Below are 13,525 nucleotides of genomic sequence, written 5' to 3'. Positions count from 1 at the left end.
GATGTCGACCGAACTGCACTGGCTTCTCGACGACTTCGTGGCCCGGGTGACCGACGTGCGGCACGCGATCATCCTGTCCAACGACGGCCTGCGCGTGGCCGCGTCGAGCAGTCTCGAACGCGAGGACGCCGAACACCTGTCGGCCGTCGCGGCGGGCTTCCAGAGCCTGGCCAAGGGCGCCAGCCTGCGGTTCCAGGGCGGCGCGGTCCGTCAGACCATCGTGGAGATGGAGTCGGCGCTTTTGTTCGTCACCTCGGCCGGCAACGGCAGCTGCCTGGCGGTCCTGAGCATGATGCAGGCCGACGCGGGCGTCGTCGCCTACGAGATGGCCCGCCTGGTCGCCGGGGTCGGCCGGCACCTCGGCACCCACCCGAGAGGCGCCGTGTGATGGACGAGTCCGAGGTGATCGACGACGGTCCGGTGGTGCGGCCGTACGCACTCGCCAAGGGCAGGACGCCGCCGCCCGCCGAGGCGTTCGACCTGCTGGCCCACCTCGCCGCCACCGGGACGCCCCCCTCCGGCGCCGACCTGGGCCCCGAGCACCACCGGCTGCTCGGGCTCGTCCAGGAGCCCCGTCCTCTGGTGGAGGTCGCCGCCGACATCGACCTGCCCCTCGGCCTCGTCCGCCTGCTGCTCGCGGATCTGGTGTCCTGCGGCGCCGTCCAGGCCCGCCCGCAGGCGCCGAGCACCCGCAACCCCAGGGCGGCCCTCCTCCAGGAGGTCATCAAGGGCATCCAGGCCCTCTGACCGGAACCGTCCGGGACCCTTCGACCGAGAACCGTCCAGGCCCTGTGACCGAGATCCGGTGCCAAGGTCCGCGGCGGCGTGGAAACCGTCCGCCGGGGTCGGCGCGCGGCCGTCGCCGCGCGGCGGGCTCCTATCCGGCGGCGGGGGTGAGGGTGCGAAGGGCGTGCTCGACCAGGGTGACCAGCACGACCTTCGCCGAGGCGCGGCGCCGGACGTCGCACAGGATCACCGGGATGCCCGGGTCCAGGTCGAGCGCGATGCGGACGTCCTCCGGCTCGTGCTGCTCGGCCTCGTCGAAGCAGTTCACCGCGACGATGAAGGGCGTGCCGCGCTGCTCGAAGTAGTCGATGGAGGGAAAGCAGTCGGTCAGGCGCCGGGTGTCGGCCAGGACGACCGCGCCGAGCGCGCCGTAGGACAGCTCGTCCCACATGAACCAGAACCGCTCCTGCCCGGGGGTGCCGAACAGGTACACCACCAGGCCCTCGCGGATGGTGATCCGGCCGAAGTCCATGGCGACCGTCGTGGTGGTCTTGCCTTCCACGCCGTCGATGTCGTCGACGCCGATGCCGCGGTCGGACAGGACCTCTTCGGTGCGCAGGGGGCGGATCTCGCTGATCGCCCCGACCAGCGTGGTCTTCCCCACGCCGAAGCCGCCCGCCACCAGTATCTTGAGGGCGACGGGCTCCTCAGAGTGCTCGTAGGCCATTGATCACTTCCTTGAGAATGCGCTCGTTCGGACGCGGTCCCGCGTGGGCGGGCGGCCGAACGCTGATCATGCCGTGATCGTGGAGATCGCCGAGGAGGACCCGGACCACGCCGAGCGGCAGGTCGATCTCGGAGGCGATGTCCGCGACCGACATCGGCCGGTCGGTGAGCTCGAGGATGCGGAGCTCCTCCGGGCCCAGACCGGCCTCGCCAGTGTAGGGAGACCCGGTCGCCGTGACCATAGCGATCAGGTCGAGATCGTCGGCCGATGAGCGGGTGCGGCCGCGGATGAGGGCGTAGGGCCGCACGATGGGCCCCGCCTCCTCGTCGATCCACTGCTCTCCGCGCGTCTTCATGACAATGTCCGCCGGGGGTTGGTCGAGATGTGCTGGCCGACGCGCTTGACGAGCATCGCCATCTCGTAGGCGATGTGGCCCACGTCCGCGTCCGAACTGCTGAGCACCGCCAGGCAGGTCCCGGTGCCGGCGGCGGTCACGAAGAGGAAGGCCGACTCCATCTCGACGATGGTCTGGCGCACCTCGCCGCCGCCGAAGTGACGGCCCGCGCCGCGGGCGAGGCTCTGGAAGCCCGACGCCACGGCCGACAGGTGTTCGGCGTCCTCCCGGCTGAACCCCTTGGACGCGCCGACGACCAGTCCGTCGGTCGAGAGGATGACCGCCTGCCGCACGGCCGCGACCCTGCTGATGAGATCGTCGAGGAGCCAGTTCAGTTCGCCGTTCGACGAGACATTGCCGGTCATTCGTCACCCTTCTCGCCACTCGTCTGCTGTACGTAACCCTCACTATGGTTGCGCAGCTCGTGCGTTTGGTCACCCTCGTCAGGCCGGTCGGTGGCGCTCCGACCGGGCCCCGATGTCCGCCGGGGCAGGGGGTTGTCGACGTCGCCCCTGCTGGAGGGCGCCGCGGGCCGGGGTTCGCCCGTCGCGGAACTCTCCGGCACTTCTCGCTCGGCTTCCAGCCGCCCGCGCCGGCCGCCGTGCTGGAAGGCGGAGAACATCGCGCGCGCCTCGTCCGGCGAGCGCTCGGCGGCTCCCGGGGCTCCGGCCGCCTGTCCCGCCTCGCCGGTCGGGGCGGGCAGAGGGGTCGGCGCGGCCAGCGGGCCGGTGTTCTCGCGAAGCTGCGGGGCCATGTTCGCCTGACGCACCCGCCGCGGCAGGCCCCGGTGCGTGCCGTTCGGCGCGCTGGTGCGCGAGGACGGCGTGCCGTTCGAGGCGCCCGGACGCGGTGGCCGGGTGGACGCCTCGCCCCCGTCGCGTGGGGAGGCCTCCCCGGCGCCCTGGGACGACGCCTCGCGCGCGTCGCGAGGAGAGGCCGATCCGGCGATCCCGGCGGAGGGCGCGCCCGCCTCCGGGACCGGCGGGGCGCCGGCGTCCGCGGCCCTGCCGCCGTTCAGGGCGATCGGGCCGGTGTCGGCGATGCCGGGGATCACGGTCAGCGCGGGCGGGGCCGGGTCACCGGACCGCTCGTGCGAGGGTGTGAAGAACGGAGATCCGCCGGCCGCGGGCTCGGGGACGGCGGGCCCGGTCACGGGCCTGGACGTCCGGCCGTGCCGCGGCTCGCCGGCGTGCCCGGCGCCGGTCTCGGCCGGGGCCGCGGAACCGCCCGCCGACGGGTCGGCCATCAGGTGCTTCGGGACCAGCACGATGGCCGTCGTGCCGCCGTAGGGGGAGCCGCGCAGCACCACGCTCACGCCGTTGCGCGCGGCGAGCTGGCCGACGACGAACAGCCCGAGCCGGTCGCTGTCGGCCAGGTCGAACTCCGGCGGCTCGGCCAGCCGCTCGTTGACCGCCTTGTACTCCTCCGGGGACAGGCCGAGGCCGCGGTCCTCGATCTCGACGACGAAGCCGTTGCCCACCACGTCACCGCGCACCTGCACCGTGGTCTGCGGCGGCGAGAACATCGTCGCGTTCTCGATCAGCTCGGCGATCAGGTGGATGACGTCGGCGACGACGGCCCCGTTGATGTGCGCGTCCGGCAGGGGATACAGGTTGACCCGGGTGTAGTCCTCCACCTCGGCCACGGCGGCGCGCACGATGTCGACCACGGGCACCGGCTTGCGCCAGGCCCGGCCGGGCGCGGCGCCGGACAGGATGATCAGGCTCTCGGCGTGGCGGCGCATGCGGGTGGTGAGGTGGTCGAGCTGGAACAGGCCCTCCAGCGCCTCCGGCTCGTTCGTGCGGCGTTGCATGGTGTCCAGCAGCCTGAGCTGGCGGTGCAGCAGCCCCTGCTTGCGGCGAGCGAGGTTGAGGAACACCTGGCTGACGCCCTGGCGCAGGGCGGCCTGCTGGACGGCGGCCTCCACGGCGGTGCGCTGCACCGAGCTGAACGCCTGCGCCACGTCGCTGACCTCGGAGGAGTCGCCGCCGGTGATGGGCGGCGCCTCGGTCTCGACGTCGACCTCCTCGCCCTGGCGCAGCCGGTCGACGACGCGCGGCAGCCGGACGTCGGCCAGTTCGCGGGCGGAGTTGCGCAGGTCGGCCAGCTCGCGCACCAGGCGGCGGCCGAATCGCACCGAGATGACGATCGAGGCGATGACCGCCACCAGACCGAGGCCGCCGGCCAGGATGATGCGCATCAGGATGCCGGTGGCGATGGTCTTGGCCCGGTCGGCCAGGACGCGGGTCGCCTTGACGGCGACCTGGTCGAGCGTCGTGGAGAGGTTGTCGATGATCGGCTGCCACTTGCCGAGCGTGTCCGGTAGCGGGCCGCCGGTGTGGATCCTGCCGAAGAGGTCCTGCTCCATGGAGGCGAAGCGCTTGTAGGTCGAGGAGGCGACGACCTCCTCGTAGGGCCTGCGCAGCTCGGGGTCGAGGGCGGCCATGCTCTTGGCCTGCTGGAAGCGCCGGTTGGCGGCCCATTCGGCGAAGGCGGAGAACTCGGGGTGGGTCAGGCCCCCGGAGCGCAGGGCCCCGCCGACCAGCGCGTTCTCCCGCGCGATGATCTCGCGTACGTTGCCCATGCCCTGCATCGCCGCGGCCTGCTCGAAGACCGCGAGGTCGGGCACCGAGGTCATGCGGGTGAAGACGGTGAACAGCGCGTCCATGACGCGGTTGTATGCCTGGATGGTCTCCAGGCGGTTGGACTGCGCGGTGTCGACGTTGGCCCGGATGTTCGGCAGGCCCTGCAGCTCGTCGATCAGGGAGTCGATGGAGTTGCTCATCGCGTCGGTGAGCGCGCCGCGGGCGCCGTCCTCCGTCGCGGCGGCGCGGAACTTCTCCAGGGAGACATCGGTGGTGTGGCGCTGGGCGGCCAGCTTGTTCTGGTCGTCGAGCCGTACGCTGAGGGCCTCGGCGGACAGGGCGCGCTCACTCTGAATCTGGAGTCCCAGATCTGTTGAAGTGACGCCCACACTCTGATAGATCGTGTTCGCCCGCATGAGGGCGATGCCATCACCGACGGTCAGATTGAGGACGAACCCCCACAGGGCGCTGAGCGATAGCAACGGCAGAAGCAGCAACGCGAAAATCTTGACTCGGATGGACCGCTTTCGGGAACTCATGGTCACTCCTGCATCGCTTGGAGGCTCTGCCGCATTTGGGGGGAAATGCACCTCCGGAAGATCGCACAGCAGGCTAGCACCGATACAGTTTGCGCGTACTGGAGGATCAGATGATATCTGTCGTTACTGGGGCGAGTGCGGGTATTGGGGCAGCTGCTGCGGAGGCGCTGGCCAGAGCCGGTCACGATGTCGTCATCGTCGGCCGCTCGCGCGCCAAGCTCGATTCCGTCGCCGACCGCGTCGCCGCCGTCTCCGGCCGCCGCCCCGATGTCGCCGTGGCCGACTTCACCTCCTTCGAGGACGTCACCCGCCTGGCCGCCGACCTGCTGGACCGCTACGAGCGCATCGACGTGCTGGCCAACAACGCCGGCGTCATGTCCGCCAAGCGGCGGACGACCCGCGACGGGCACGAGGTGATGGCGCAGGTCAACCACCTGTCGCCGTTCCTGCTGACCAACCTGCTGCTCGACCGGATCACCGCGTCCGGCGGCAGGGTGGTCACCACCTCCTCCGCCGCCGCGCGCACCGGCCGGCTCGACCCCCGCGACATCGACCGCGCGCACCGGCGGTGGTCCGCCTGGCTGCAGTACGGCGACACCAAGCAGGCCAACGTGCTGTTCACCGTCGAGCTCGCCAGACGGGGAGTGAACGCCACCTGCTTCCACCCCGGCGTCGTCAAGACGGGGTTCGCGCCCGACAGCCTCTACATGAAGGCGGTGCTGATGGTCCCCGGCGTCGCCCGCTCGCCCGAGCAGGCCGCGAGCACGCTCGTCCACCTGGCCACCACGCCCGACGGCGTCGAGCACTCCGGCCGCTTCTTCGCCAAGAGCGCCCTCGCCTCGGCGAGCAGGTCCATGACCGACCCCACCCTGGCCGCCGCCCTCTGGGAGACCAGCCGCGCCGCCACCGGCCTGTCCACCCCCGACCGCACCTGACCGCACCTGACGACGGCCCGCGCCGCGCCACCGGCCCGGCCCGGGCGCCGGCCTCCCCCTACGGGGCGGCCAGCGCCAGATCGAGCACGTCGATGCCGACCGGAGTGCGCCCGGTCATGATCCGGCTCACCGACCACGGCGCGGGGAAGCGGTCCAGCAGCGCGCGCACCGCGATCGCGGCCTCGTGCCGGGCCAGGTGCGCGCCGAGACAGAAGTGCGCGCCGTGGCCGAAGGAAAGGTGCTCGTTGGGCGTCCGGCCGGGCCGGAACTCGTGCGGCTCGGCGAACACCCGGGGGTCCCGGTTGGCCGACAGGACCATGGCGACCACGCGCCGGCCGGTGTCGATGGCGTGCCCGGCGATGCCGGCCGGGCCGGTGGTGAACCGGTCGGTGCCGCCGACCGGGGGCAGGAACCGCAGCACCTCCTCGACGGTGCCGGGTACCAGCGCGCGGTCGGCGCGCAGCCGGGCCAGTGCGCCGGGGTGGGCCGCCAGGCACAGCACGGTGTTGACCAGCAGGGTCCTGGTGCTCTCGTGGCCGTTGACGAGAAGGAGCGTGCAGAAGTCGACCAGCTCCTCCTCCGAGAGCCGGCCGCCGTCCGGCTCGGCGGCCAGCAGGGTGTCGATCACGTCGCCTCGGGGCCGGGCGCGGTGCTCGGCGAACACCTCCCGCAGGTACTCGCCCAGTTCGGCGCGTGCGGTGCGGAAGGCGGCCCGGCGCGCCGGGTCCTCGGTGAACGAGCCGGCGAAGGAGGTGATCGCCTCGCTCCAGCGCACGAAGTCGGCCTGCCGGTCCGCCCGGACTCCGAGCAGCGCGGCGATGGTGCGCACCGGCAACGGGTGGCCGAGCCGGCCGATCACGTCGAACTCGCCGTCCACATCGGTCAGCAGCGTCCGCACGGTGCCGGCGATCGAGGGCAGGAGCGCCTGGATCGCGCGGGGCGTGAAGGCCCGGCCGACCAGACGGCGCAGCACGTGGTGCCGGGGCGGGTCCATCGCGGACAGGCCGCCGAGAAGCGGATTGTCCCGGTGCGGCACGGGCCGGGCGCTGTAGCGCAGCTCGTCGGAGGAGAACACCGAGTGGTCGGTGAGAACCTGCCTCACCTCGGCGTGACCGTGGACCACCCAGGCGCCCAGCGGTTCGACGAAACGCACCCCGTCCCCGGCGGTACCGTCCCGTGCGGTCTCCCGGTACCAGTCGAGGATCTCCCCGACAGCGTCATCAGCCATGCGTCGAGTGTCGTGGCCCCCGGCCGGCCGAGGCTTGGAGAAAACGGACGTCCGGCAGCAACGTGGCCGGCGGGGCCCCCACGGCGTGCCGGAACTCGGCGAGCAGGTGTGACTGGTCGTAGCAGCCGCTGCGCACGGCGATGTCCGCCCAGTCGGGGCGCTCCCCCTTGGCCACCGCGGCGCGCGCGGCGGCGAGCGCGTGGTGCAGCCGGACCACCCGCACGTAGGACTTGGGCCGCAGCCCGACCGCCACCCCGAACCGCCGCCGCAGGTGCCGCCCGGACAACCCCGCCCGGGCGGCATGCCGGTCCACCGGCGCACCCGGCTCCGCGTGCATGGCCGCCAGCACGATGAGCACGCGCTCGTCCACCTGGCATCGCCCGGCCCGCGCCCGCGCCCGCACCAACGCCAACGCCCCGCGCAGCCGTTCGCTCACCGACCCGCCCAGCCGCTCGCTCACCGACCTTCGGTCGCCGCCTCGCCGAGCCGTTCGGTCGCCGACCCGTCGAGCCGCCCGACCTCGAGCGGCGTCCCCGTCAGCGGCACCTCGTCGGCCGCCACCCCGAACAGTCCGGTCACCGTCCCTGGTCGCAGCCGCACCCCCACCAGCGGTCCGCCCCCGGGCAGCGCCCCTTGCCGGCCCCGCGTCTCCGGCCCGGCCAGCCGGCACGCCCCGTCGGGCATGACCAGCAGGTCGACGGTGGGGTGCGGCAACCCTCTCGGCACCGTGTCGCCGTCGAGCACCCAGGTCGCGGCCACGAGGTGGGTCAGGTCGGCAGGGACGGGCAATGCGGTCACCCGTGCAGTCAACCCGGTGGCCGCCGCGTTCGCCAGCGACCGACCGGCGCGGGCCCAGCCCGAGGACGGCAGTGGGTGAGGCGGGCGGCGGCTCACCATCCGGCGGACCGCGATGAAAGTTTCACGACATCTCATCGCAACAGCGCCGAACGCGCCACGGGAAGAGGCAGGCGGCGCGCTGACGGCACCCCCGAGGCGTCCGGGAGATCCGATCCGCCTTCTTGACGCCGGGGCCTTCAATGCATTGACTCCGCACTATCCCGTCAACAGCGAATCGGTTCGATCGGGGATGAATGTTAGCGCTAACATTCATCTGAACAGGCTGCTGTGGCGGTGCCGTCCCATGATCCCTGATCGAGAGAAGAAGGCATGATGCTGTTCGGAAGCCTGAGAAGGGCGCTCGCGACCGGGGCGAGCGCGTTGCTCGCCACCGCCTGCCTGGTCGGCGGTGGCACGGCCCGGGCCGCCACCACCGGCCCGTGTGACATCTACGCCGCGGGCGGTACGCCGTGTGTGGCGGCGCACAGCACGACCCGTGCGCTGTACGGCGCCTACAGCGGCCCGCTGTACCAGGTCAGGCGCGCCTCGGACAACACCACCCGCGACATCGGTGTCCAGAGCGCGGGCGGCGTCGTCGACGCCGCCGCCCAGGACTCGTTCTGCTCCGGCACGACCTGCCTCATCACCATCCTCTACGACCAGTCCGGCCGCAACAACCGCCTCACCCAGGCGCCTCCCGGCTACTGGAAGGGTCCGGCCGCGGGCGGATGGGACAACCTCGCGAACGCGACCGCCGCGCCGATCACCATCGGCGGCCAGAAGGCCTACGGCGTCCGCGTGGAGCCCGGCACCGGCTACCGCAACAACAACACCAACGGTGTGGCGACCGGCGACCAGCCGGAGGGCATCTACGCGGTCGTCGACGGCACGCACTACAACCAGTGGTGCTGCTTCGACTACGGCAACGCGCAGACCGACGGCCAGGCCGACGCCCCCGCCATCATGGAGACCGTCTACTTCGGCGCCGACAAGCAGTGGGGCTACGGGGACGGAGCCGGCCCCTGGATCATGGCCGACCTGGAGTGGGGGCTGTTCTCCGGGGTGAACGCGGGCCACAACACCCTCGCGTCGATCAACCACCGTTTCGTCACGGCCATGGTCAAGGGGGAGCCGAACCACTGGGCGATCCGGGGCGGCGACGCGCAGTCGGGCGGCCTGACGAACTACTTCGACGGACGGCGCCCCAACGGCTACAACCCGATGAAGAAGGAAGGCGCCATCCTGCTCGGCATCGGCGGCGACAACAGCGTCTCCGGCCGCGGCACCTTTTTCGAGGGCGTGCTGACCTCCGGCTATCCGACCGCCGCCACCGAGAACGCCGTCCAGGCCAACATCACCGCCGCGGGCTACGCGCCGGCGGGCGGCGGCAACCCGCAGCAGGGCTCCCAGATCGTGGGCGGCCAGTCCGGCCGGTGCGTCGATGTGCCGAACTCCAGCACCACCAACGGCACCCAGGTGCAGATCTGGGACTGCGGGAGCGGCACCAACCAGCGCTTCACCTCCACCTCGGGCAAGCAACTGCAGGTGTACGGCAACAAGTGCCTGGACGCCAACGGGGGCGGTACCGCCAACGGCACCCAGGTGATCATCTGGGACTGCAACGGCCAGGCCAACCAGCAGTGGAACGTCAACTCCAACGGCACCATCACCGGGGTGCAGTCCGGGCTGTGCCTGGACGCCAACGCGGCCGGCACCGCCAACGGCACCAAACTCATCCTGTGGGCCTGCAACGGCCAGGCCAACCAGCGGTGGACGCTGCGCAGCTGAGCTTCGGCCGCGCCATGTCCGCCCTCCCGTGATCGCCGCGGCGAGAGATCGGACCACAACAAAGATCATTTGTGTTGGGGGCTCCGAGCCCGTTCGGTCGTTCCGGCGTACCGGTGCCCGACGCGGGCCCGGCTTCCCTGTCGTCCCCTACCCGCTCCCCGGGTAGGGGACGATCTTCTGCCGCGACGTCCGTCACGGACCGAGCGCCACGGGTGGGCGGTCACACCTGGACCGCCCACCTGCCGGCCGGGCGGGACCGTCCACTCCTGGGATGACGACGGGGCCTGTACGGCCGGGGGGTGTCGCACTGTTCGCCCAAGGGCCATCCGCCGTTCAACGGGTTCCCAGGCCGTCTCGTTAGGGTGCGTGGGCTGTGACCGCCGCCACCCCCGCCGTTCCGGCCCTGCCCGACGCCCCGGCCACCGCCGTCCGCGCGGCCAGGGCCGCCCGGGACCCGTTCCTGGACAACGCCAAGTACCTGGCGATCCTCCTCGTCGTGACGGGGCACCTCATCGAGGACCTGCGGGACGTCCCGGCCGCGCACGCCATCTACTTCTTCGGCTACACCTTCCACATGCCGCTGTTCATCACGCTGAGCGGCTACCTGTCGCGGAACTTCACCTTCTCGCCGGGCAAGGCGCGCAAGCTGATCACCCAGCTCGCGCTGCCGTACGTGATCTTCGAGCTCGCGTACTCGCTGCCGCGCCTGGTCATGTACGGCAAGCTCGACATCAGCCTGCTCGACCCGTACTACCTCACCTGGTTTCTGATGTCGCTGTTCATGTGGCGGCTGTCGACCCCGGTGTGGCAGCAGCTCCGCCGGCCGCTCGCCGTGGCGGTGGGGTTGTCCCTGCTCGGCGGCATGAGCGAGTTGCCCGACGAGCTGTCGATGAACCGCACGCTCGGCCTGCTGCCCTTCTACGTGCTGGGGCTGATGATCCGTCCCGAGCACCTGGAGCTCCTCAAGCGCCCGTGGGTGCGGGTGGCCGGCGCCGTGCTCCTGGTGGCGGGGCTGGCGGTCGCGTTCGCCGTGCACGCCGACGTCGCGACCGAGTGGATCCGCTGGCGGCACAGCAACGCCAAGATCGGCGTGAACGACCTCACGGGCAGTGTGATCCGGCTGGCGATGCTGTCGGCGGGCGCGGTGCTGGTGGCCGCGTTCCTGGCCGTCACGCCCGCGCGCCGCACCTGGTTCTCCGGGCTCGGCGCGGCCACGATGTACGCCTACCTGCTGCACGGCTTCGCGGTGAAGGTGCTGGAGAGATACGACGCGGGGCTGCGCACCCCGTGGGGCGTCGCCCTGGTGGCCGCGTTCGGCGTGGTCCTGGCCACCGTGCTGTGCACGCCGCCGGTGCGCCGCCTGTTCCGCTGGGCCGTGGAGCCTGACCTGTCGTGGGCCTTCACCGCCATCCGCCGCCCCCGGCCCTCACGCTGACCTCGTCCGGTTCGTGCTGGGTCACCTCCGGGTTCATGCCGGGGCCGCGTCCGACAGGTCGCGTACCGCGCGGTGGGCCGCGCTGACGGCCGCGCCGGCGTCCCCGCCGGGCGCCGTGTCCGCGCCGGCCATCGCGATGCGCCCGAAGCGCCGCCGCGCCGTGTCCGCCGGGAGCGGCGCGCCGGGGGCGGAGGCGTCCCACGGCCGGGCGTGCTCGCGGGCGTACCCGTGCCCCCACCGGTTCACCGTGAGTCCCTCCACGTCGCGGGCGGCGTCGAAGCCGAACGGGCCGAGCAGGCGGGCGAGCTGTTCCCTGACGGTGAACTCCAGCGCCGCGTACGGCGTGAGCGCCAGTGCGCGGCGCCCGGCCTCCGCCGCCTGCGCCGGAGCCATGCCGGGCGGGGCCGGGGCGTGCACGAGGTGGACGGTGATCGGCTCGTCCGGGCGGCGCGGGAACCGGTAGGAGCCGGCGCCGATCGGCGGGGCGAGTTCGGCGGCGGCCCAGAACGCCCCGGTGAACCGGACGCGGTGGACGCCGGCCTCGCGGAAGGCGTGCCATGCCCGCAGTTGCGCCGTGGCGCACACCACCGGCATCCGCACCGCCTGCCGCATCGCGTCCCTCTGGGCGGCGGGCAGGTCGCGCACCATGTGTGGGATCGCCGCCGCCCAGCAGGCCATGATCACGGCGCCGGCCCGGACCGTGCGGACCTGGTGGCCGTCGAAGTACCCCACGGTGGCCGAGGCGGCGCTGTGGGGATCCCCGTCGTTGCGCACCAGCACCACCGGGCTGGACAGCCGCACCCGCACGCGGTTGGACGGCCGGTCCAGGGCGCCGTAGTCGAACCACGTGGTGGTGATGTCCTCCAGCGCCGTGGTCCCCGCGAATCCCGGCACCATGCGGCCGACCATCGCGCGCACCAGGGACTGCGGGCCCTCGGGCAGGCAAGGCACCTCGGCGTCGTCGCCCGCCCGTCGTCCGGCCGCCCGCGCCGGGTCGCGGGGCGAGGGCGCCGAGCCGGCCGGCCCGAGTCCGGCGAAACCCGGATAGGCGTGGCGGTCCGCGGCGGCCCAGGCGTCGATGGCGCCCAGCGCGTCCGCGCCATGGGCCCGGGTCGCGGTGGGCATCGTCCGGCAGAACGCGACGGCGTCGGGGTGGACGCGGCAGACCTCCCGCAGGAAGCCCGTGTAGCTCAGCCCGGCGAGCCGCCGCTTCTTGTCCTCGCCGGACAGGCCCGGGAACCAGTCGGGAGGGTCGTCGTAGAGCATGACCAGGTCCCTCCCGGCCTGCGCGGCGATCGGCAACTCGGCGACCCACTCGGCGGTCGACCTGCCCGGGCGCAGGGTCACCAGCCGGTCGGCGCCGGCGCCGTAGGTCTCCCGGTCGCAGAAGACCCCTTCGTGCATGCCGAGACCCGGATACAGGCCCGGTTCGGCGTGCGCGCGTAACCTGCCGGGTTCGGCGCCGAGGTCGGCCAGGAGCTCCCGTGCCTGCGGCGGCCAGGCGGAGGGGGCGTAGAGCGCGCGGGCGCCGCCGTGCGCGACCAGCGGTCCGGCCCGCCCGGCGGGGTGGAACTCGGTGCGGCGTGCGTGCCCGCCGATGTCGTCGTGGCCGTCGAGGATGAGCACCCGCGCCCCGGGGTGGCGCCGCACCCAGGTGTAGGCGGCGGTGACACCGCTGATGCCGGCGCCGACGACGACCAGGTCGTAGCTCTCCCCGGGCGGCCGTGGCGCGTCCACGCGCTCCCAGAACCTGCCGTCGTGCAGGGCGCGCGCCACGCCGGTGGCGTCCGGGGTGTCCCCTCGCAGCCCTTGCAGCGCGGCCGGGTGCGGCCGTGCGCGCCCGTGTCCCGGGCGCGTCCCGTCTCCGGGGGACGGTGAAGGTCCGCCCGGGTCGCCGGCCGGGCCGGGGGGCGTACCGGCGGACGCCGGGCCGGTGGGGGAGGCGAAGGCGGCGCACGCGGCGGCCGTCGTGACGCCGTCCAGGAACGCCCTGCGGCTGATCGCGCGTCCCGTCCACGGTCCGGCGCTCCGGTCGCCTCCGGACGCGCGGTCCGAGGTCGCGGGGGATCGTCCGCCGGGAGGGAAATGAGCCGTCATTCCGCCGATCCTCACCCCGCGCGCAATGGAACAAGGCGCATGTCGCGGGCGGCGAGCCGAGTCTTTTCGGGTTCATTGCGTGGGCCCTACGGGCGCGGCATCCCGCTTTGATGGTGATCGTGCCTCATGTGGGGAACGCCGCGAACACCTGGTTCGTTGGGCCGGACGAAGACGATTCGCGCGAACGAATCGGAGTCGCCGCGAAATGCCAGGGGGCTTCTCGCCAGGCGATGA

Annotated in this window: 13 protein-coding genes; 5 read left to right on the top strand and 8 right to left on the bottom strand. The window is 72.7% G+C overall.

All coding sequences use genetic code 11. From position 1 onward, the window contains the following. Window position 1: 1 nt before the first annotated feature. Together ACFQSB_RS07900 and ACFQSB_RS07895 are read left to right on the top strand one after the other, a co-directional pair. Entirely contained in the window at window positions 2-388 is a 387-nt protein-coding gene (locus tag ACFQSB_RS07900; RefSeq protein WP_380825265.1) for a roadblock/LC7 domain-containing protein, read from the top strand. Further along, the gene (locus ACFQSB_RS07895; protein ID WP_380825264.1) at window positions 388-747 is read left to right on the top strand and encodes a DUF742 domain-containing protein; all 360 of its coding nucleotides are present in this window, start codon (window positions 388-390) and stop codon (window positions 745-747) included. The genes ACFQSB_RS07900 and ACFQSB_RS07895 overlap by 1 nt, the downstream gene beginning before the upstream one ends. A 130-nt stretch (window positions 748-877) precedes the next feature. On the opposite strand, the gene ACFQSB_RS07890 is transcribed toward ACFQSB_RS07895, so the two are convergent. The 4 genes from ACFQSB_RS07890 to ACFQSB_RS07875 are packed head-to-tail and all read right to left on the bottom strand — an operon-like array spanning window position 878 to window position 4,971. After that, window positions 878-1,453, bottom strand: a complete 576-nt coding sequence (locus tag ACFQSB_RS07890) for a GTP-binding protein (protein WP_354842661.1) — start codon at window positions 1,451-1,453, stop codon at window positions 878-880. Further along, window positions 1,434-1,760 carry a DUF742 domain-containing protein gene (locus ACFQSB_RS07885; protein WP_354842658.1) on the bottom strand — a complete coding sequence of 109 codons (327 nt, stop codon included), beginning with the start codon at window positions 1,758-1,760 and terminating at the stop codon, window positions 1,434-1,436. Before ACFQSB_RS07885 ends, ACFQSB_RS07890 begins: the two co-directional genes overlap by 20 nt. A gap of 44 nt (window positions 1,761-1,804) precedes the next feature. Beyond that, the gene (locus ACFQSB_RS07880) at window positions 1,805-2,212 is read right to left on the bottom strand and encodes a roadblock/LC7 domain-containing protein (RefSeq protein ID WP_248963046.1); all 408 of its coding nucleotides are present in this window, start codon (window positions 2,210-2,212) and stop codon (window positions 1,805-1,807) included. Then, entirely contained in the window at window positions 2,209-4,971 is a 2,763-nt protein-coding gene (locus ACFQSB_RS07875; RefSeq protein WP_380825261.1) for a sensor histidine kinase, read from the bottom strand. Before ACFQSB_RS07875 ends, ACFQSB_RS07880 begins: the two co-directional genes overlap by 4 nt. A gap of 110 nt (window positions 4,972-5,081) precedes the next feature. Between ACFQSB_RS07875 and ACFQSB_RS07870 the strand changes: the two genes are divergently transcribed. Beyond that, a complete protein-coding gene (locus ACFQSB_RS07870) occupies window positions 5,082-5,906 on the top strand; it encodes an SDR family NAD(P)-dependent oxidoreductase (protein ID WP_354842652.1) in 825 nt (274 codons plus the stop codon). 58 nt (window positions 5,907-5,964) lie between these two features. Here ACFQSB_RS07870 and ACFQSB_RS07865 read toward each other — a convergent pair whose 3' ends face one another. From ACFQSB_RS07865 to ACFQSB_RS07855, 3 genes are read right to left on the bottom strand one after another with little or no spacing between them, the layout of a single operon-like run. Continuing rightward, window positions 5,965-7,134 (bottom strand): cytochrome P450, encoded by a 1,170-nt coding sequence (locus tag ACFQSB_RS07865; RefSeq protein ID WP_380825258.1) that lies wholly within the window; start codon window positions 7,132-7,134, stop codon window positions 5,965-5,967. Beyond that, the gene (locus ACFQSB_RS07860) at window positions 7,127-7,594 is read right to left on the bottom strand and encodes a helix-turn-helix domain-containing protein (RefSeq protein ID WP_380825256.1); all 468 of its coding nucleotides are present in this window, start codon (window positions 7,592-7,594) and stop codon (window positions 7,127-7,129) included. The genes ACFQSB_RS07865 and ACFQSB_RS07860 overlap by 8 nt, the downstream gene beginning before the upstream one ends. Continuing rightward, a complete protein-coding gene (locus ACFQSB_RS07855; RefSeq protein WP_380825255.1) occupies window positions 7,591-7,932 on the bottom strand; it encodes a DUF6597 domain-containing transcriptional factor in 342 nt (113 codons plus the stop codon). Before ACFQSB_RS07855 ends, ACFQSB_RS07860 begins: the two co-directional genes overlap by 4 nt. Before the next feature lie 369 nt (window positions 7,933-8,301). Between ACFQSB_RS07855 and ACFQSB_RS07850 the strand changes: the two genes are divergently transcribed. Beyond that, window positions 8,302-9,759 (top strand): arabinofuranosidase catalytic domain-containing protein, encoded by a 1,458-nt coding sequence (locus ACFQSB_RS07850; protein ID WP_380825254.1) that lies wholly within the window; start codon window positions 8,302-8,304, stop codon window positions 9,757-9,759. A 373-nt stretch (window positions 9,760-10,132) separates the two neighbouring features. Continuing rightward, window positions 10,133-11,194 carry an acyltransferase family protein gene (locus tag ACFQSB_RS07845; RefSeq protein WP_380825252.1) on the top strand — a complete coding sequence of 354 codons (1,062 nt, stop codon included), beginning with the start codon at window positions 10,133-10,135 and terminating at the stop codon, window positions 11,192-11,194. 33 nt (window positions 11,195-11,227) lie between these two features. Here the strand turns inward: ACFQSB_RS07845 and ACFQSB_RS07840 are convergent, their stop codons facing one another. Next, window positions 11,228-13,291, bottom strand: a complete 2,064-nt coding sequence (locus ACFQSB_RS07840; protein WP_380825249.1) for an NAD(P)-binding protein — start codon at window positions 13,289-13,291, stop codon at window positions 11,228-11,230. Between the last annotated feature and the right edge of the window lie 234 nt (window positions 13,292-13,525).

It is taken from the genome of Sphaerisporangium rhizosphaerae (genome assembly GCF_042665155.1).
Classification (GTDB): domain Bacteria; phylum Actinomycetota; class Actinomycetes; order Streptosporangiales; family Streptosporangiaceae; genus Sphaerisporangium; species Sphaerisporangium rhizosphaerae.
This window is presented reverse-complemented; position numbering and strand designations above follow the sequence as displayed.